Annotated in this window: 14 protein-coding genes; 4 read left to right on the top strand and 10 right to left on the bottom strand. The window is 37.6% G+C overall.

The features are described from left to right. Window positions 1-11: 11 nt before the first annotated feature. The 9 genes from WFZ86_RS10670 to WFZ86_RS10710 form a co-directional block, all read right to left on the bottom strand. On the bottom strand, window positions 12-5393 hold the full coding sequence (locus tag WFZ86_RS10670) for an N-6 DNA methylase (protein ID WP_342691913.1): 5382 nt from the start codon (window positions 5391-5393) through the stop codon (window positions 12-14). Beyond that, window positions 5380-5817: a DUF1896 domain-containing protein gene (locus WFZ86_RS10675; RefSeq protein ID WP_024981684.1), complete on the bottom strand. Its 438-nt coding sequence runs from the start codon at window positions 5815-5817 to the stop codon at window positions 5380-5382. The genes WFZ86_RS10670 and WFZ86_RS10675 overlap by 14 nt, the downstream gene beginning before the upstream one ends. 24 nt (window positions 5818-5841) lie before the next feature. Continuing rightward, entirely contained in the window at window positions 5842-6723 is an 882-nt protein-coding gene (locus WFZ86_RS10680) for an ORF6N domain-containing protein (RefSeq protein ID WP_342691914.1), read from the bottom strand. Beyond that, entirely contained in the window at window positions 6723-8810 is a 2088-nt protein-coding gene (locus tag WFZ86_RS10685; RefSeq protein WP_342691915.1) for a type IA DNA topoisomerase, read from the bottom strand. Before WFZ86_RS10685 ends, WFZ86_RS10680 begins: the two co-directional genes overlap by 1 nt. A 61-nt stretch (window positions 8811-8871) precedes the next feature. Then, on the bottom strand, window positions 8872-9315 hold the full coding sequence (locus WFZ86_RS10690) for a hypothetical protein (protein WP_024981682.1): 444 nt from the start codon (window positions 9313-9315) through the stop codon (window positions 8872-8874). A 68-nt stretch (window positions 9316-9383) separates the two neighbouring features. After that, window positions 9384-10835: a DUF3945 domain-containing protein gene (locus WFZ86_RS10695; protein WP_024981681.1), complete on the bottom strand. Its 1452-nt coding sequence runs from the start codon at window positions 10833-10835 to the stop codon at window positions 9384-9386. 83 nt (window positions 10836-10918) lie between these two features. Beyond that, window positions 10919-11227 (bottom strand): helix-turn-helix domain-containing protein, encoded by a 309-nt coding sequence (locus WFZ86_RS10700; protein ID WP_024981680.1) that lies wholly within the window; start codon window positions 11225-11227, stop codon window positions 10919-10921. A 490-nt stretch (window positions 11228-11717) separates the two neighbouring features. Beyond that, a complete protein-coding gene (locus WFZ86_RS10705) occupies window positions 11718-12608 on the bottom strand; it encodes an RteC domain-containing protein (RefSeq protein ID WP_342691916.1) in 891 nt (296 codons plus the stop codon). Then, on the bottom strand, window positions 12583-15012 hold the full coding sequence (locus WFZ86_RS10710; RefSeq protein WP_024981678.1) for an aminotransferase class I/II-fold pyridoxal phosphate-dependent enzyme: 2430 nt from the start codon (window positions 15010-15012) through the stop codon (window positions 12583-12585). The genes WFZ86_RS10705 and WFZ86_RS10710 overlap by 26 nt, the downstream gene beginning before the upstream one ends. Before the next feature lie 221 nt (window positions 15013-15233). Here WFZ86_RS10710 and WFZ86_RS10715 point away from each other — a divergent pair, with 221 nt between their 5' ends. The 4 genes from WFZ86_RS10715 (at window position 15234) to WFZ86_RS10730 (ending at window position 18541) form a co-directional block, all read left to right on the top strand. After that, complete coding sequence (locus tag WFZ86_RS10715) at window positions 15234-15617, top strand: DUF7793 family protein (protein WP_024981677.1); 384 nt, start codon at window positions 15234-15236, stop codon at window positions 15615-15617. A 39-nt stretch (window positions 15618-15656) separates the two neighbouring features. Next, complete coding sequence (locus WFZ86_RS10720; protein ID WP_024981676.1) at window positions 15657-16577, top strand: helix-turn-helix transcriptional regulator; 921 nt, start codon at window positions 15657-15659, stop codon at window positions 16575-16577. Between the two features lie 112 nt (window positions 16578-16689). Continuing rightward, entirely contained in the window at window positions 16690-18168 is a 1479-nt protein-coding gene (locus WFZ86_RS10725) for a MauE/DoxX family redox-associated membrane protein (RefSeq protein WP_024981675.1), read from the top strand. A gap of 106 nt (window positions 18169-18274) precedes the next feature. Continuing rightward, window positions 18275-18541 (top strand): hypothetical protein, encoded by a 267-nt coding sequence (locus WFZ86_RS10730; protein ID WP_024981674.1) that lies wholly within the window; start codon window positions 18275-18277, stop codon window positions 18539-18541. 70 nt (window positions 18542-18611) lie between these two features. Here WFZ86_RS10730 and WFZ86_RS10735 read toward each other — a convergent pair whose 3' ends face one another. Then, the gene (locus WFZ86_RS10735; RefSeq protein ID WP_081764664.1) at window positions 18612-21263 is read right to left on the bottom strand and encodes an alpha/beta hydrolase family protein; all 2652 of its coding nucleotides are present in this window, start codon (window positions 21261-21263) and stop codon (window positions 18612-18614) included.

The following is a 21263-nucleotide window of genomic DNA, read 5'->3' on the forward strand; positions in this document are numbered from 1 at the left end:
TACCAATGAAATTACATTGCTTTCAAACCTACAGAAGACCTTTCCTTAATATCACTGATTTTTAAAGCTTCTTTCTGTTCTTTGGGCTCGGAAGCAATAGATAATTGTATTTTCCTATCAATGGCTGCCAATTCGGTTTTTAGTTCGCTCAACTTATTTTCCTTTGTCCATATACCATTGACCACTGCCTGAAGTACAGGCAAGTCTTTTTGCAACTCAGCAATCTTCTTTTGTTCCTGCTCAATATAACTGGGAATTTTTTCTAAAGCACTAAGGAAATTCATTGATGCAAGCTTTGCGTCATTAGCAATCAAGCCATTATTATAAGTGTATTTTATGTTGCCTTCACCCTGTACCAAAAAACGATTGACTTTTATATCAACACCCTCTTTTTCGGATATTTCAGTTTTAACCAATAATGTAAACCCATACAGGCTGCCTATTTCGTCATACTGACCTCCAGTACGGGCTTTATCCGCAATCTGGTTAAGTTTGGTCCCAATCTGTTTCACATCGGCATTAGGTGACAATCCGTCTAGCTGTACAAGGTTCAGTATCGTTCCATCCTGCCCTTTTTGTAAGCGCTGTTGCAGATTTTCCCAATCGAGGGTCATTCGTTCCAATCGTGACTTGGCAGACTCTAGTGTCGCAGAAATATCTTCCAGCTTGTATTTGGAGCTGAACTTGGAACGATTGAATGCCTGCTTCTCACTTTCCAATCCAGCAACCTGTTTTTCCAGCTTTGCTTTTTCCAAAAGGTCGGTATTGCCCGAAAGGATAGCTACATATTCCGAAAAGTTCATACCCGATTTTTCATCCATACTCCCCTCATCAATGGTTCGCTTTCCGAGATTATTGGTTTTAAGCTGGTCAATAAAAATCTGTTTATTGTACAGCAGGTTGAACTTATAGCTGTCCAGCGATTTTTCGACTGCATAGATAATTACATCTACCTTGTTATCTGCAAAGAACTTGGCTATTTCATTGCCTTTTCGGACAGCCCTTCCGTCACGTTGAGCAAGATCGCTTGGTCTCCACGGGGTATCCAAATGATGAACAGCAACTGCTCTTTTCTGTGCATTTACACCAGTTCCCAACATACCGGTAGAACCAAACAGAACACGGATTTTTCCATCATTCATACCGTTAATAAGCTCCTTACGTTGCTTATCATTTTTAGCTTCCTGTATAAAACGGACTTCATGTGCCGGTATGCCGTAATCATCTACAAGTTTGCGCTTGATTTCCCCATAGACGTTCCATTCTCCAGACTTGTAAGTACCTAAATCAGAAAAGATAAACTGCGTTCCCTTCTGTGCATGGAATTTTTGGTAATACTTTGCAATATTGGCTGCACAATGGGAAGCTTTGTTATCGGGGTGGTCATCGTATTTATCGCTTACCATCCGCATATCGAGTGACATCTTACGAGCATAATCTGTAGCAATCAACATTTTTGCTTTTTCTTCCCGATCTGTCAGCGGAGGTCTTCCCAATAAGGTCGCATTACCTGATTTAGCAAAATCCATCAATTTCTGGATGAATACTTCCTGATCTGGTGTAGGCGGTATATTATAAAGCACCTCGTTCTTTTCCGGACGATCTATACCAATATCCTTAGCCGTTCTGTAGTCCGTGATTTCCGAATAGAACTGTGCCAGTTCCGGCACTTTGATAAAGTAGCGGAAGCGTTCTTTTGACACAATATTATTCGCTACCGAAAACTCATAATCAGTCGTTTTCCTTGCATAGATAGCCGCCCAGGCATCAAAACAGTTAATACCTTGTTTTTCCAATGCTCTTGGACGGAGATATTTAAACAAGAGATATAACTCGGTTAAGGAATTGCTGATAGTTGTACCTGAAAGAAAGGTAGCACCCATATCGCCTTGTATGCGATCTTGAATGGTGCGGATAGCAAAAAGCAGGTTCATGGCCTTTTGGCTTCCCATCATATTGCCCAAACCTGCAACCCGGTCATGACGCGTATTGAACATCAGGTTTTTGAACTGGTGGCTTTCATCAACAAATAAGTGGTCGATGCCCATCATCTTAAAATCCACTACATCATCTTTTCGGTTTTCGATGTCATGTTCCAAAGTTTTCAGCCTAACTTCAAGGTTCTGTTTCCTGATGATTACACCTTTGAGCATACCCCTTGAAATCTCTTTGCCCTGTGCTTCCAAAGCGGCAAGATTATCTTCCACGCTGTTCAGTTCGTCTTGTAGGATTTCCTTTTGCATTTCTGGCGACTGGGGTATCATGCCAAACTGGTCATGGGTCAATATCACGCAGTCCCAATCGTTGTTTTTAATATCTCCGAAAATCCGTTGCCTTTTCTGTGGCGTAAAATCTTCTTTGCCAGGATACATAATCTTAGCGTGTGGGTAGGCTTTACGGTACGTTTCTGCAATCTCATGAACATTGGCTTTCAATCCTATTATCATAGGTTTGTATACCATTCCCAAACGTTTCATCTCCTGTGCTGCGGTACACATCACCAATGTCTTACCGGCTCCTACTTCGTGATCGCAAATCGCACCGTTGTTCAGCTTGATCATCCATACTGTATCCTTTTGGCTCGAATACAAATCGTTAATGCCTAAGCCTTTTCTGTCCAGTCCTGGAAATTCCTGATGGCTTCCGTCGTACTGCGGACGCACAAAACAGTTAAAGGTATCATTATACTGGTCGGTCATCCTTTTTTTAAACTCATCGTTTTGAGTGTGAAGCCACTCGGTAAAGGCGGTACGTATTTCATCAATCTTGGTATTCGCCATCTGTATAGCTTCCATATCCCGTACCTTTACTTCCTTATCATCAATCATTATTTTTTTGGTAATATCAGGAGTGGTATTGACTAATGCGTTTTTTAGCAGAGTAATCCCGTCAAATGTTCGACTTTCAGACTTGACGGCATATTTATCCCATATATGTACATTTTTCTGATCACATTTTATAGAAAAGTCATCGGAAGTTTCAGAATACTGGATACGCACCTCCGTATCGAAAAGATGAGAAGCAAAACGGGCATAGATCCCTGTAGGTATCCAGCGTTCACCAAGATTGAAATCTAACTCTTCAAATTCGATACGCAGTGGTCGGGCCTCTTCTAAAGACGTAAGGCTTTCTTTGGCCTGCCTATCATGGGGATTGCTTTCGAGATAGCTTTTTAAGGCTGTGGCTTTCTCCACCACATTGCCAGCTACCCATCTTTCAGCTATTTCATATTCCTTTTCCAAAGGATTGTAAAAGATGCGTCCGTGTAATACCTCTTTCAAATCATCGGATGATATACCGCTGATTTGGGACATAAAGTCTAGATCAACGTTCCCGTATTTGTTCAATGATGCGGCTAAAGCCTCATCGGGATTATCGGTAGCTAATGTGGTAATGGAGAAGCTTACCGGACGGTGGAAGATATCCGCCTTATGTACCACACCGCCCACAACACGTTCCAAGTAAGGCATTTCCTTACCGGAACTGTCTGTTTTGATAAGCTTGATATTATCGGCACTGTTCAGGTTGCCGTACCTTTTTACGAAGGCATCGTAAACCTCATTAAATGTTTCTCTCTCTTCTTTATGTTCGGTTTGCAGTTTGGCTTCCTTCTGATATAAATCGAGGTAGTTATCTCGTACAGAAATATAGGCTTCAGCTCTTCCTTTCTGTAAGGACGATAATTGCAAAGGATGAAACATTGCCAGTTTCCTATCGCTATCAAAATCTTTAAGATAGCCGACCCAGCCGTTATCCACTGCAAGGCTATCGTTACGATGAAAAGACTGTATTTCTTTGGTATAAATTGCTGGTTCGGGAATGGTGTTGCCTGCGGTAATCTTTTCGGAGAGATTATTTCCTTTCAGTCCTGAAAACAAATCGCCGATAACTTCCTGTGTATTTCTCTCATTTGATATATTGCTATTTACTGGAGAAGTAGAAATGGGAGGTTGTTGCATCAAACCGCTGAACAGGTTTCCCTGATATCCGCTCACAGTTCTTTTTCTTTTGGCTGGTAGTTTTGTTGTTGTGATTGCTTTAACAGGAGTGGTAAAAGACGCCAGTTCTTTTGAATTTTCAAAGAGATCAAAAATGCTTAGTTGCCTTTCTTCTTTTACAATGTCTTTATTTATTGTTTGAGCAGTTAATGTCTGCGTTTTCTGTGAAATGATTGCAGATCCGGCAACGGAAGGTGTAACCGTTGGTGTTATAGGAATTTGTTTGATTGGCGCATCGTTTCGTTCACCTTTATACAAGCCAATATCCAGATGTTTTCCAAAATCTTCCGATAGCATTTGCTTTAGGTCCTTGGCAATTCCTTCCACACCATCCCTGTGCGTATAGACAAATGCAGGTTGTCCATAAGGATCGGTAGCCAACATCTGTGTAGTATGTATAATCCTTCCGTTGTCTTGAAACAAGGCGTTGCTTGGCGTATTGTATTCCGTTATTTGACTCTGACAAAACAGTTCTTCCGCTTCGGTCAAACTTTGTTTTGCAGTATTCTTTTGCAGAATTATTAGATCACTTCCTACCTCTGTACCAGCATAGTCGGTAAATAAATTATTCGGCAACCGAACGACTGAAACTAGGTTGTTGTCCTGCATCAATACCTTGCGTATGGGTTCGTTCTTCGGGCTGTTCAGCACACCTTGTGAAGTGATAAAAGCCAGCACACCACCTTCACGGAGCATTTCGGCTCCCTTCATAAAGAAGTAATTGTGTATGCTTCGGGCAGCCTGTACTTTTGCAGTGTCCCTGCTTCTGGAATAGGAAAGATCAAAGACGGACGTATCACCGAAAGGGATATTGCTAGCTACCACATCATAGCTGTTTTTTTCCCTTTCGGGTATTTCTTCAAAGCCGCTAATGCGGATCGTATTATCTGGATAGAGCTGTTTTAAAATTTTTCCAGTGAGCAAGTCCTTTTCATAAGCGGTAACCTGTGGCATATCTTTATCTGCAAAGGATTGTATGAAAGAACCGTTACCGGCAGATGGTTCTAAAAGTTTTTGAATGCTTACACCATTTTCTTTTAATGTGGTGGAAATAGCATCAATAATCAAAGGTGGTGTGTAAAATGCAGTCAGTACAGAACTCCGCATACTGTCCACATATCTACGGTATTGTTTTTCATCAGTTGCATTTTCTTTTAGAAGCTGATGGAGTTCCTGTGTAACTGGAAAAAGTTCATGTTCGGTCTTTCTCCAATGGTTAATATCTATCGGATTTTGGGCAGGATTCAACACAAATTTAAGACCACCAAATCCGCTGTATTGCATCATTAGCAGTCTTTCGCCTGCGGAGGCTTTTCTGTTCTCCTTTTCCAGTTTAAAAGCAATTCGCAGGGAATCAATATTCGATTGGAGATGTTGACGTTTACTGAAGCCCATGTTCCTCTATCCATATTGCTATGGTTCCTGTCAGTTCCGTATAGAGCAAATCAAACTCCGTTGTATAGGCGAAGTCATCCGTTAATTTGTAGTTTGTAAAAACAGGGTAGCAAATAGGCAACATCTTTAAGGCAAACGGTCGTAATTCTTCATCTGCCATTCTCGCATCAAACTCATTGCAGACTACTTGAAAAAGGGTATCAAATTTTGAAAAGTGCAATCCTTCAAATAAGACATAATCGGCAATATGATCACATTGGTTTATTGGGTTTCCTGCTCGAAAAGCATCTTCATAAGCATTGGAAGCCCAACTTGAACGCTGGTCAATAAATTTAACATCATACGCTTTTTCGGGAAAGCTTATAGTTAATAATTCTTGTAGTCGTAACCTGAAATATGACAGGTCTTTTTGCTGTGTATTCATACTATATTTTTATTTAGAATTTTGCTAAATGGCTAAAATTTGGAGCATCCTGCCAACCTCAATATTCATTCTCGAAAATGCAAACCATTTTTTACCCAGATCTTTTAATGATGCTCCGATGTGGTAGAGTTCAGTATTATCAATTATGAGAAAACGGTCATGCGCATTAGAAAAAATTTCAACTTCAACCGGGGGATATTGACTGTTGTATCGTTGCACATCCAGCCGTAACTGATTACTTATGCTTTTGGTATAGATTGTTGCGGTAACATTAATATTTCTCTTACCCAACAAGGTTAGCACCGTATCGTCCACATAATTATCAATAAGGATAATAGAACTTTGGGCACTACGAATAATATCAGAGACAAAAGCATAGGCATCAAAAATTTGCCCATCATAGAAAACACCCTTTTCGCTATGCAGTTTTCCACTTTCCAAAGCCTTAAAGATTTCTTCAAATTTCTGGTCTGCATCTATCTGTTTCAGTTCTATCTTATCCAGTCGATGAAACAAGGCTGCGTTATTAACAAGTATCTTGCGCATTTCCACAAAAGCATTCATTATCTCGATACTAACTTTTACTGCAATATCACTACGGAGTACAGCTGAAAGCATCGCAATCCCTTGTTCGCAAAAAACATAAGGCAGATAACGTCTTCCCCCGTAATTCAAACTTGAGGTCACAAATTGTGACCTCAAGTTAATTCCATCAAATTCATCCTGTGTCAATTGAAAACAAAAGGATTCAGGAAAGCGGTCTATATTACGCTTTACCGCCTGATTGAAGACTTTAGTTTCTACCTGATAAATCATTGCGAGATCGTTGTCGAGCATAACCTGTTGCCCTCTTATAGTATAAATTCGATTCTCAATTTCCTGACGGGTAATGATAGAATCACTCATTATTTCTTCGGAAGTTTAGATTTTTCAAATTCAAAAGAGCTTTCGGCTTTCTCATTTAATACGATATAGGCATCGAATTTCTTTCCGGATTTGCTTTTCATCCCTTTGATGAGAGTAGTTTTTCTTTTGATTACAAGGTTTTCTATATCGGCTATACTGATTTGCACACCACACACATTTCGAAATTGTACCCAATTACAGTTCTCATCAGGACATTTGACAATTTTATGCCTTATAATCAGTTGCCTATTTTTGCATTTGGGACAGTCAAGCATAGCCCGATTTTCTTGTGCAATGGCAGTTTGCAATAATTCATTGGTAATTAATGCTGCATAGTTTTCCATTTCTTTTTGGAAAGCATATGCATTACTTTCGTTGTTTTCAATTTTCTGCAAAGTCAACTCCCATTCTGCAGTCATCGCTACGTCCGCAATCTTTTTATCTTTTATAAGTTCATAGACCTGTAATCCTTTACCGGTAGGTATCAGGGATTTATTTTCCCTTTGAATATAGTTACGGCTAAACAGGGTTTCAATAATGGTGGCTCTTGTGGCTGGTGTACCAATACCTATGTTTTGCATTGCTTTTCGTTCCTCTTCATTTTCAATCTCCTTTCCAGCAGTTTCCATAGCCGATAAAAGTCCGGCCTCAGTATAAAGCACAGGTGGTCTGGTTTTCTTTTCCAGAACCGAAGCATCTTTGATTTTGAGTTCATCACCTTTTTTCAGTTCGGGTAGTTCCTGCAGAGGTTCGGCATCATTATCAGAGAAACTGCCTTTGATGAAATGCCAGCCTGGCTCCAATATCTTGCAACCTTTCAGACCAAAATCATAATGCAAAACCTGTAAAGTAATATCGGTAATCTCTTTTGTACAGGCTTGTGAAATTGCTTCCAGTAGTCGAAAGGCAATCATATTGTAAACTGCATTTTCCCTTGCCGATAAAGCCGAAGGGATTTTGTCCGTAATCAGCAGACCATGATGATCTGTAACACGAAGATCATTCACTATACGTTTATTGAAATGTCCCCATTTCACTTTGGTTACTGCTTGCTTGAAGACTCCCATATCTTGCAAAGCCCTGATAAGATTAGGGATTTCTGCCCACATATCTTCCGGAATGTATTTACTTCCGGTACGCGGGTAAGTAATAAATTTCTTTTCATACAGGCTTTGGGCTATATTCAAAGTTTCTTCAGCAGACAGGTTCAATGTCTTGTTAGCTTCTTTTTGCAAGCCTGTCAGATCAAACAACAAAGGCGGTTGCTCCGTTACAGTTTTGATTTCTACTGACGTAACAGTAGCAATATTGCTGTTTCTTTGGATGGACTTCAACGTATCTTCTGCCAGTTTTTTGTCTTCCCATTTGGTTTTGGAAAGGCTTTTAAAATCTATGAACTCTTTTGTATGGGACAACTGTATCTGCCAGTATTGTTGCACCGAAAAATTTCTGTTTTCCTGATAACGCCTACATATTAAAGCAAGTGTAGGTGTCTGCACTCTTCCGAGCGAATAAATGCCGTTGCCTGCGGCAATTGACAGTGCCTGCGAAGAATTGATGCCCACCAGCCAATCAGCACGGCTCCTGCCTTGCGCTGCTTGAAATAATCCATCAAAATCGTTACCGGGTTTCAGGTTGTCAAAACCCTGCTTGATTGCCTTTTCGGTTAGCGAACTAATCCAAAGGCGTTCAAACGGTTTGTTGCATTTCAGATATTCATAGATGTAACGGAATATTAATTCACCCTCACGTCCGGCATCGGTTGCTACGATAATCTTTTCACTAAGGCCAATGAGCTGTTCTATTACTTTCAGTTGCTTTAATGCACCTATATCTGTCGTATAGCCTTTATCTTTTTTTATTTTACGTATTGTCAATAAAAAAGGATTGGGCAGTATCGGCAGGCATGATTTCTGAAATCCAGAAATGCCGTAATCTTCCGGCATACCCAATCCTACTAAATGTCCAAAAGCCCAGGTAACATAATAGCCGTTGCCTGTCAGGTAGCCATCCTTCTTTTCAGATGCTCCCAACAGGCCTGCTATTTCCTTGGCTACACTTGGTTTTTCTGCAATTACTATTTTCATATGTATCTTTTTATTCTATTTGTCACATAAAATACCTTTGCCATTTTTAAATTTCAAGTGACTATATTTTTCTTCCACTTGATTTCATTGGTGTCTGTAGCTTTTCCTGTTCAGACAGCAATTGCTTTTGTAATTGTTCTGACTGTAACTCATATTTCTTCAACAATAATCCACCTTCCTTGTAAGGATTATTGATAATAATTTGAATTTCCTTTGCTAATTCAACTGCTTTTGATTCTGGCACAATGAAAAGTTTATAACGTGTTGGATTATGCATATTTGCAAAAAAATCCATAAGAAAGTAGAGAAGAAAATTATCATTCTTATCAAACCTTTTAAACTCTCTATGATTTTCCATTTTTACTTCTGCCGTTTCATATTCATCATATTTTCCAACTCCCTTCATTCCGAGTACTATCTTATCTACTTTATCCATATCTACTAATAATAGTAGCTTAGAGTTTTTTTCCACAGATTGTTGTCCATCTATCATTAGTTTATTCATAATCAATGCTTTTTAAGTTTATTAAGTAACATAGTCCAGAGTTTTTCGCAACGAATGTATTTAGGTAATTACATTTTACGCCCTTTGGATTTAGCAGGTGCTTGAGCTGCTTCTTGTTGTTCCTGCTGTTCCTTACTGTCGGGATTTTTTTGGCCTGATTTCAAAGGCTCTTTGATATTCTTGGTTGCTTCATTGGTTTTACCTTCTGAATTAACAGCTGTTTGTGTTTTGTATGCTTCTGAGGGTTTCGTCTGTTCTTTAACCTTATTCGGATTTTGAAAAGAGAAATCTGTTTTATTGGTTTCCTTGTTAAAGGTGATGTAACCATTATATTCCTTACCTTTCTTATCTACCAATCCGCTGACATAAACAGTTTGTCCGTCTTTGAATTTCTGATATTGCTCCTTATCCAGCTCTTTGTCCCTAAAGGTTTTCGGAACTTCCTGCGATTGGGCTTGCTGATTACCTTGCATCTGCTTATTGGAGTTACCCCTGTCAAACAGGAACTCTACAAAACGTTTATCGGCATTGAATTGTACGGTTGCATCAAACGCAGTTCCTTTTTTGGAAGTCATTCCTTCTAAATAAAGTGGTTTGCCTTCCATTAGGATTTGCTTTTGTACATCATCTAGTTTCACGCCTTTGATCTCATCAGGGATTTTGATTTTGTCTGTTCGCAGTGCAACAAGCTCATTGGTAAGCCTGTCCACGCTGACAATGGATGGAATGCTCTCATTCGTTTTTGGATTGGTCAGATTGACTACACGACCCATATTGCCTGCCTGAAGCAGGTTGTCTTTATCTTCCTTAGTGAACTCGTGACCGAAAAAAGGAAAATTCAGGTTAGGTTCTTTGCGGATACCATGAATGGCAACCACAACCGCCCCTTCATCATTTTGTTGCAGAGAGAGCCGTGCATCCATACGGGTAACGGCTGTGCCGAGATTAAGGCTTACAGGCACAAGCTCATTGGTTTTAAAACCTTTCAGTAAAGGATCAAGGAGGTTCATCTTTTCAAGTTTTTCTTTGTTCAGTCCGAGATTGTTCATAGTTTCCCAATCAATCTGTTCCGGTTTATAGCGGTACTCGCTAGTTTCCGATGTTGTCTGTTTTGTTTCCATACTATTTTTATTTTCTTGTTTATTATTTTTATCTAGTTCCGATTTTACTTCGTATTGCTTCATTAGTTGTTCTCCTTCAGAAGTTGGGTGCTCTATCTGTTTTTGCATTTCTTTTGCCATATTAATAACCAATGGTTCAGGAACTTTGAAAAATGAAAAATTGGTAGGGTTCTTCAACTGACTGAAGAAATTAGAGAAGAAGTTGGAAAAGAAATCACCCTGCTTATCAACCCGCATAAACTGGTTCTGGTTCTTCTTTGTAGGGTCAACGGTTTCCAGCTTGCCATTTTCATCGATTCCCTTTACAGCCTGAATTTTCTTTTTCTCTTTATCCAGCACCAATAATATGTCCGATAGTTGTTCGGGAGATTGCGGTTTATCTAAAGTTTGTTCGCTCATAATTTGAAATATTTAAGTTCGATATCGAAAGTAAAAGAAGCTTCCACTGTTTTGTACCAATTGTCATTTATTGGCACTATTTGTCACCCGTTGACTTTTACTTTAGGCATGGAAGTGGTAAAACTTTCTCTGATGAATTGGTGCACATCTGACAGTTTGTAATAAATTTTTCCGCTGATTGTATAATAGGGAAGCTTGCCGGAGGAACGATAGCGCTGTAGGGATCGTGTACTTATCTTCAACATTTGCAAAATATCCTGATTGTCCAGTAGCTCTTCTCCATCAATAATAGTACTTTGATTTTTAGCCCCGCTTACCAATTCCATAAGGATGTCGAACCTCTCCATTATTCGTTCCATCCAAGCCATAAATTCCATTCTGTCAATATTCATAATCAAAAATTTAGGTTCAATACGCAGTATGTAGCAATTCTTCCAGATACGAGGTACTGTTTAATATGCTTTTACAAAATTCAGTAGCTTTTGTTGGATTTTATCCCAATGGCTTTCGTAGTACGGAAAAAATTTAACATTTAAAATTCTTAAAGCCTTGGTTTTATTGGAAAATAATTCTCTAAAAAATGATGATTTCTTATTCGATTTAAAATATTCTCTTTTTAGGCCTCAATTATTTGAGTGATTCTGTCATAAAAGATGAATACAGTGATGATTTCTGTTTTAGATCGATATTGATTAGTCTATTTAGTGGCATTTATTGGATTTTATCCCAATGGCTTTCGTAGTACGAAAAAAATTAACATTTAAAAACCGTAAAAAACCTTAATTTTTACTGGGAATTATTCTTTGATTGATTCTAGCAAAAAAAAGCAGTATATCCTTTTAAATCAGGATTTACTGCTTGTGAGCTTTCGTAGTTACGGCTTTACTCTTGGTCTTCTCTGTACATTTTTTGTTGCAGGTTTAGCGTTAGTTCTTCCAGAAATTTTGTCTTACTGCTTTTACGGGCTTTGATTTCGGTATAGGTTTTATAGATGTTATCTAGTTTGATGTTGAAAAAATCTTCAAAGGATGCTGTTATACTATTAATATCTGCAGCACCATGATTGATTGTCCCATTAGAAAACAATGCATAAATCAATTCTGTTAAAGCTGTTTTTGGCCCTGTCCATACCAATACTTTGTGTTTTTTTTCTTCAAATATTTCGGAATCATCGACTTTTAGTCTTTTTAGTGCTTGCCGGATGTAGTGAATGAATCGGTACATTGCCTTTACTTTTGCCCAAAGCATGTCTTGTGATGTTGAAAATTCGGGAAACTGGTAGTAATCTGTCATGGGGGTAAAAGGAAAATTATCCCGATGGTTTCTGGTAAAGAATTGATGGTCTAGGTAACAGTATCCTTGTTCCATATAATGCACAAAATCGGCATTTCTGTAAAAAAACTTATTGATTTTTCGCAGTTCTTTTTGGAGGAATTGGACCTTATAAGTGTTGCCCGCCTTAGGCATTCTTAATTCACAGGAGCGTACTTCGGTGAAATAAATCAATAAACTCATAGGAACGGGTTTGATGTTTTTGAAAAAATCAATCTCCTCTGGAACAGTGTTGAAGTCATTTTTATCGACTATCTCTTTTAAGTTCGTTAATGTTTTATTACACAATACAATTCCATTGCAAGCCTTATTTTGCATTGTTTCGTTTGCCTCTAAAATTTCATTACAGACAGTATTAAATGATTCAATTGCTTTTTCAAACATCTTTTTAATATTAGTTGTCAATATGCCTTCGTCATTTTGCAATTGATTTGTAATCATTTTGCAAAGTATTCATAACTTCCATCGCGTAATTGTCTCTTGCCTGAACATAGGCTACTTTTGGAATTATTTGGGCTCCTAATTTTCTTTTTTCAAAGGAAGCTGATACTCCAAAATCTATTTTTTGAAACTGCAGTTCATTAGCTCTTTTTATGGTTTGAAATAACAGTTGCCTGTAGAGTTGGTATTCTTTAGCCCATTTATAGTCCATCCCTATTAATTCCGGGACATAGGTGTGATTATTATTTTTGTAGCAAAACATAACTCCTACAAATGGATTTTCTGTTTCTGTTTTCAATGCTAATAATATGAACTCCCAGTTTTGACTTTCATTCATGTTTTCGAAAACTTCTTGAGAATATTTAAATGTATTGATAGCGTAATTATTGTCTTTTACATTGTGGTATAGTTGGTATGCTCTTTCTATTTCTGATTTGCTCAATTTATCTTTTATTGTAACATCATAGTACTTTTCATAAGGTTCTATCTCTTTACTAAAATGTTTACGGGAACGCGGAGATAATGTTTCTGTAAACTCTTCGTAGTTATGCCAAACATGGTTTTGAACTACACAAGATTCAGGCATGTCTATTTTAAAATATCCTTGATCTACAATTGTTTTGTTGAAGCAATTGTCTTTTTCGAAATCTCTTAAAACTAACATATCTGCGTTTAAAGCATTGTACTTTTCTTCTAATTTATCCAAAAGAAGTTTCAACGCCTTTTCTGCCAAAGGGTGTTCTTGATTGATAAAACAGTGTTTTCCCTCAGTAAATAGAGTCCCCATATTCAATACTCTTGAAGTGAGGTATAAGGGATTGGTTTTTCTAATTTCTTCCAAATGGATGGAGACAGATTCAGTTGCCAACATATCGTCTTTCCAAAGGGCATAAGTAAAAAAGGTCATAAGTATTGTATCACCTTTATTATCTTTAATAGTGTAATAATAAAAATCCCATTGGTTTGTCGGGTCTGGATGCTGGCTGAATGTATTCTCTAAATAAACCAGTCCTTCCCAATCGAAAATATTATATTTTCCCATGTATTGATTCCATTCTGATTTTTCGATATCCTGAATCGTGTTTTTTTCTTCAATAAAAAGCTCCTGCTCTTTTGATTCCGAAATCTTTTCAGTTTTTCTACTGTCTATTCCAAAAGCCTGTCTGATTTTGTTTTCACTATTATTTGTTTCTTCCAACGCTTTAGGAAAATGATATTCCAACGCTTCGGCCAAGGCAGTAATGTCCTGTTGCTTATTGTGACTGGATAGCGTAATTCTAATTCCGGTATTCTTGATCGGTACAGCAGGATAAATCCCCAAGTTTAGAAAAAAACCTTCCTTGAATAAACGTTTCGAAAAGTTGTAAGCCGTTGCGGGCGTACCCATTCCTAAAAAGAAAACTGGCGAATCATTTTTTGAAATTATTGGAAGGTTTCCTAATGACAACAATTGATTGAAGTGGGCAATTTTATCCGCCAAATCTTTTTGTTTCAATTGTATTTCAGGAGATAAATGGATGTCTGCAGAGGCAATTGCTGCTGCAACAGACGCTGGTTCTAACTGAGCGGAAAAAGTTAAGGGTCCTCCAAAATTTTTGATTTTGTCTCTTAATTTTTGATTCTTGCAAAATAATGTTGCCCCACTGGCTCCAAAGGTTTTACTTAATGTACTCACTACAATGCAATTTTCAGGTAGTTCTTTGATCGCGTCAAAAACAAAACCAGTTCCATTTTTGCCTTTCCAACTCATTCCATGGACATCATCAAAATAAAGGTTTAGCTGTGCATACTTTTGGGTTAACGCCAATAATTCAGGTATGGGTGCATAATCCCCAAACATGGAATATACCCCATCAGCCATGTACCAGATTTTGTTGCACTTGGTACTTAGTTGTTTTATTTTATCTTCCAACATATCCAAATTGCTGTGTCTGATCATTTCTACCGGAATTCCTCGCAGTTTTAAAAGTTGACAAGCATTTTGCACACTCCAGTGGACCTGGTGATCTATTATTACTGCATCCTCATCTCTAATGAGCGTTGGGATAATAGCTAAATGCCCCAATGTACTGTTCTTGGTTATAATAGGTGGTATACCATACATTTGTTCGATTTTACTTTCCAATTCACTATATAATGGATGTGAAATATATGATTTTGAAAGGGGGAATTGCGTACCATAATTACGTATGGATTGAATAGCAGCTTCCTTAAGTCTGTCGTCCTGTTCGAGTCCCAGATAACCAGTTGTTCCGAAATGAAACATTTCTTTTCCTTTAATTTGGATTGTCCTGCCTGTTAATACCTTGTCTTCTGCATATAAGTGCAGTATGCCTTCTTTCTTTGCTTCCGAAAAAACTTCATCCACAGTATCGATAAAGTTATTGTGTCTAATTTTTGCCATTGGTTACTTCTTTTTTGGTGTTATTTTAAAATAGAGTTATAAATTTCATAAAAAAAATGAAAGTTATTTCAACTACTTCTTCAATACTCCCAAATTGACAAGTCAAATTCCCGAATTAACAACAAACACTATAAAATACAACAAATAATCCTAAATTGACAACCATATTATTATTAAATGTTTATATTTTTGTTAAATTATAACTTTAAAATTCATAAAACATGATTGCAGCCCATGATTTTTATGAGAATGACTATGCCCGATTTTGGATTGCCGATGGCATTCTCTTCTTTGAATATAAACCCAATACGATTATTGATCTTAAGGTAGCTCAATGTGTCGTAACTGATAGAATTCATTTTCAAAATGAAAGGTCTTATCCTATTCTGTGTGATATTCGAGGTATCGTTGCCACTGAGAAATCTGGAAGAGATCATTTGGCACAATCGGGCTCTATATTGACACAAGCAGTAGCTCTTATTGTACATGAAAAAGTTTCCTTAATTATTAGCACTTTTTATGTAGAGATTAGTAAGCCTTCTGTACCTACGCAAATTTTCACTAAAGAAGATGACGCTTTGGTTTATCTAAAAGGTTTTGTTTAGCATTTAGTCTATAAAAGGAAGAATTAAGAATTGAATCTTATGAAAAAAGCATACAATGAAGAGCGTATTGTTACAATTCATCAAATGCTATTTGAGATGGCACGTGGCAATTTTAGCAGTAGCATTCCCTTAAGCTCCAATGAGGACGAATTGGAAACGCTAGTTGTTTTAATTAATATGGTAGCAGAAGAAATGAAAGAGTCGATTTTTAATGTCGGCTATGTTAATGCCCATAGAAAACTTCAATTTATAGCTCAAAGTACACTTGTTTTGGATACCTCTTTTTCTATCAAAAGCTTTACTCCTGAAATTGCTTATTTTTTAGGTTATTCGGAATCTGAATTGATAGACCTGCCTTTGGCGGGCATTATTACTACAGCTTCTTTGCAACAACTTCATGATGTACTCGATGCAAATGTTTCATCGCCCACAACTATTGCTTTAGATTTTACACCTAATGAACATTTGCCTGTTTCTGTTTCCTGTACTATTGGAAGGTTAGTTATTAGTTCTGAAATTATATTAAATTTTGTTACTCCTGCCCGCAAAGATTCTTATCGTCCTTTGATGAACGAAAATGAAAACGAGAAATATTTTAAAACTCGAAAAGCTGATGCACTATTGATTCAGAAACTTTATGACTATATATTGGCACACCTTGAAGAACCGCTTCCATCGCTAAAAGTGCTTTCATCTGAATTTGGTACTAATGAACATAAATTAAAAGATGGCTTTCGTCATTTTTTTAAGACCAGTATTTACCAATTTTATAATGATGAGCGTTTGAAAAGAGCTTATTTTATGATTGAACACACTACGATACCTTTGAAAAATATATCGGTGATGAATGGCTTTAACGATTATCCTAATTTTTCAAAATCCTTTAAAAAACGATTTGGTTTTTCTCCATATGAAATAAAGCGAAATGAAACTGGTTTTACTTCATTATCGGAAGATTAAATTTTAGTTTTTCAAACTTTATCCGTTTTGGCCAAGTTTTGCTCCCAATAAGACAAGTGTTTTGGCTTTTGAATTCAGAATTTTGCTTTGTAGAACTAAAATCTATGAAGCTATGAGATTCAATATCAAAATACAGAACTTGTTTTTAGAGTTTACTTGTTTGCTCTATATTATACTTTTTGTCTATGCAGCAGTCAGTAAACTATTGGATTTTGAAAACTTTCAGGCTCAGTTGGGACAGTCTCCCCTTTTAAGTCCCTTTGCAGATTTTGTGTCTATTACAGTAATTGTTCTGGAACTGATTATTGCAGTTCTACTGAGTGTCCCTAGATTTAGATATTTTGCTTTATGTGCAGCAGTTGCCTTGATGAGTATGTTTACTGCTTATATAGTTATCATACTGTACTTCAGTTATTTTATTCCCTGTTCATGCGGTGGTATTTTGGAAAAGTTAGGATGGAAAGAACATCTTATTTTTAATCTGGCATTCCTGTTTTTGGCAATATTCGCCATTTTATTGCTATCCATAAATAACCGCATTCTGATTCGACTATTCTTATTAGTTTTAGGAAGTGTTATGGTCATTACAGGATTATTTCTTTTCTCGGAAGACATCATGCAAAAGGAAAACCCTTTTATTAGACGCTTTCCACAGGCTACGGCTGCCAAAGTAGGTAGCATTGATTTAAGAAATACATCTTATTATGTTGCTGGTACTAATAAAAATAAAATTTATTTAGCCAATCGTTTGGCTCCGCTTCAAATTCTTGAAATTGATTCCAATCTAAAAAGCAAAAAGAAATACACCATCCAATTGGACCGTGAGAATTTTAATTTTAAGGCAGTCGAGATTCGGATTAACGCTCCATATTTCTATGTAATTGATGGGACGGTTCCTGTCATTTACAGAGGTTTGATTTCCCACTGGAAAGCCAAAGTAATGATGGAAAAACAATTCTATTTTTCAGATATAGTCTTTATCAATGATAAGCAACTGGCTTTTAGAACCCAAAAACCTCCGACAGGAGAAAATATTCTGGGGATTGCCAACAACTATGAGAATCCAAAAATCAAATACAATCCACAGGTGTTGCAAAAACAGATGGAAGGAATTTTTGACACCGATGGTACACTACAATATAGCGCCACATTGCATAAACTGATTTACACTTACTACTATCGCAACCAATATATTATTACAAAGGAAAACCTAACCGTTGAGCATCGCGCCAATACCATTGACACTACTACTAAAGCAAAATTAGAAGTGGTAAAAATAAAACAATCCGGGGACATAAAATTGGCAGCACCACCGTATATGGTTAATCGTCACACAACAGTACAGGGTAACTTACTTTTCGTTAATTCCCTGTTACGAGGCAAATATGAAGAGATTGATGTGTGGAAGTATGCTTCTGTAGTTGACGTTTATGATTTGTCAAAACAGACTTATCTTTTGAGTTTTTACGTGTATGATGAAGAAGCGGGGCGAATGAAAAACTTTTTCGCTGGCGATTCAGCGATGTATATCCTTTCGGGACATTATATGCTCAAATACGGATACGGGAAAAGAATCCAATCCAAAATTTAGTACAGTATATAAATATAATTGAAAGATACCGGCCGGTAGCAGGAGTAACGATCGAAAACCTGTAGAAAAGAGTAGATCAAATTCTATTAATTTAAATTTAAATATTATGAAAACAACCATTTTAAGAGCGTTTGTACTGCCTATAGCAGCATTTGCTCTGGCTAGTGCCGGTGCAGTAAGTACTAACACTTCAGAAGTAAGTAAAGCCGATGTATTGATTCCGGCTTTTATTCACAATCCATCAGTGAACGACTGTCAGGAAGTTCCTGATGTTAACTGTGCTCCAGGTAATGGCCCTGCCTGTCTCAGCGGTGGTAATATCGCCTATGGTGGCAGTAAAACTTCTTGTAACCAACAATTGCACCGCAATTAGTAAAATCATTTTTCAATGAAGATAATGCAGTTTTTTTTGAAAAACTGCATTATTTTTTTATGTTTATTCCCTATTCCGTTTCTTTTGATACTGTTTTAAATTCAGCTTCCCCTTTCATCCAATAATCAAACCATTCCATCATTCGCTGACTGAGATTCTTCTGGTTTTCTGGATTCTCTAGTGAATGGTCTTCGTCAGGATAAACGAGCATCTGGGTTGAAACTCCCAATTTTCGAAGCGCTAGATAAAAGGCAATGCTTTGATTCCACGGAATAATCCTGTCATTTTTACCTGCCCATAGCAACAGCGGGGTTTTTACGTTTTCGGCGTGCATAATGGGTGAGTTGCTGACATATGCTTCCTTATCTTCATACAGCGATTTTCCAATGCGGAACTGCTGATTTTCAAATCGCCACATATCAGACTGAAAATAACCATTCCTGCTGATATTAAAGTAATAAGAAATGATGTCGCTCACTCCGGCTCCGGAAACGGCGGCTTTAAAAATATTGGTCTGCGATATGATGAAATTGGTTTCATAACCCCCGAAAGAATGCCCGAACAAACCTATCTTATCTTTATCCACCAATCCTTTGCCTGTAACCGCATTGACTCCGGCTGTTACACAATCAACGGTCGAACTTCCAGGATTACCCATCTGGTAGATGATATCGGGCATCAGCACAAAATAACCATTGAGCGTATAATTGGTTACATTAAAACCCTCCCGATTCGAGAAGCTGGGATTGACATACTGATGAAGTTCATCAGACATTACATCATAGATATGGACTACCATTGGATATTTTTTTGTTGGGTCATAATTGGCAGGATAGAACAGCGCCGCTTTTAGTTTTTGACCTTTACTATTGTAGTAATACAGTAATTCAGATTTTCCAAAAGAATACTCTTTTTGCTGTTTGTTGGACTGAAATAAAATTTTGGAAGCGGTCTGGTTTTTCCGTCTGAATTCCAATCGCGGTGATTGATTAAAAGTTTGAGTCTGGAAGAGATAAGCACTGTTTTTGCTCTTGCGGATTTCATCGATTTTACTGGCTTCATATACTATGGGTTGTTCTTTCGATTTATCATTGTAAATAAAATATCCCGTTGACCAGTTTTCTCTATTGGTGGCTTCGAGCAGCAGGTCTTTGGATAGATCAAAAATGGTGGGTTTCCTTCCATCATAGTTACTCTGTGATCGCCAGTCATATTCAATGGGAGTTATCCTGTAAACTAGGTTTTTCTCGTATCCTCTGGTTAATCGCTTGCAAGAAGAACCATCGATAGCCACTAGCCAGATATCATTGGCATCATACAATAAAACATTCTTTCCATCATTGGTCCAGCCCAGATTGCCATAGGCTCCAAATTGGTGGGGAGCATCTGCAGTATTATAGTTATCCCAGTGAGTGGTAACTTTTTGGGTCAGATTGGTATGTTTTTTTGCCAGAGGATCATAAACCCACCAATTGTTTTCCCGGTAATATAGTATTTTGTTGCTGAAGGGATCAAATCCCATCTGGTTGGGGTCAACGGATTGCTTTTTCAGTATCAGCTCCTTGGAACCATCCTTTAGATTGGTTAAATAAAAATCCGCTTCTTCATAATATTTCGATTGCAGGCCATAGGAAAACTTATTGTATAAAACAGCATACTGCTGTTGTCCGCTCAGCATGATTGACGGTAGCTCGTCATCGCTGATCTGTAAACATAAACCCGTTTCAGGATACCAGAGAGCTACTTTGGGAATATCGCCCTCAGTCTGCTGCCGTTGTCTGTCTGCATAAAGCCATTTGTCGTTGCCGTGCCAAATTTCAGGCACATCCGGCTTTTCTAAATTAGGATCCTTCTTTTTGGCTAACATAAAAAATACTTTTTTTCCATCGTCGGAAATGGCATATGTGGTCCTTTTAAAAACTTCCATATTCTTTGAATCCGCTTTAGAGGCATAATCCAGTGAGAAGAGCTTTTTATCAGCAATTCTATAATAATTCACGGTAACTTCCTTAGTAGCTGAATCTGTCTCCCGTAAAAAAGCCACCGATTTAGAGTCCTTAGCCCACATCAAGTTAAAAAAGTGACTGCCGTTTGCTTTTGAAATAGCAGTATGTGAATAGCGAGCAAAATGAATAATCCCTAGCTCGCTATAATCCTTTTGACTCGAAGTATACATAATTGCATCCTTATCTGCATTTAACGCATATTCAGAGATACCTTCGATACTGTCAATTACCTTCCCGTTAGAGTTGCGTATCTGCATCAGGCATCTTTCACCGTATCCTTTATTCAGGGTGATTATATATTGGCCATCCTTTGCCAGCTCATACCGCTTAACATTATCATAAACCGCAATTTTGCCTGTGGGCAGCTCCATTACTTTTAGTTTTGAATCGGGAGCTAGAAAAGCAAAGAGTTGTTCCCCTCCAAAACGACCGTCATTTCCTTTTGGGAAAACATAGCTTTTATTTTTAGCGATGTTCTGCACAAATAAAGTATCACTGTGGTTTTCGTAACGCATCGCATAACTTGCCCATTTCCCTTGGTCAGAAATGGCTTTTACTTCTAGTGTTCCCCATCTCTGGTAATCGTTCTCGGTTAATGCCTTCTTTTGTTGTACCTGCCCCATACAGGGACAGGACAGTAACAAAAGAAGTGTAGCCAATACTAAACTCAAAATTTCGAAGTCAATTTTTTTTCTTATTATTAGTATTGCTTTCAT

The organism is Flavobacterium polysaccharolyticum (assembly GCF_038739875.1).
GTDB classification, from domain to species: Bacteria; Bacteroidota; Bacteroidia; order Flavobacteriales; family Flavobacteriaceae; genus Flavobacterium; species Flavobacterium polysaccharolyticum.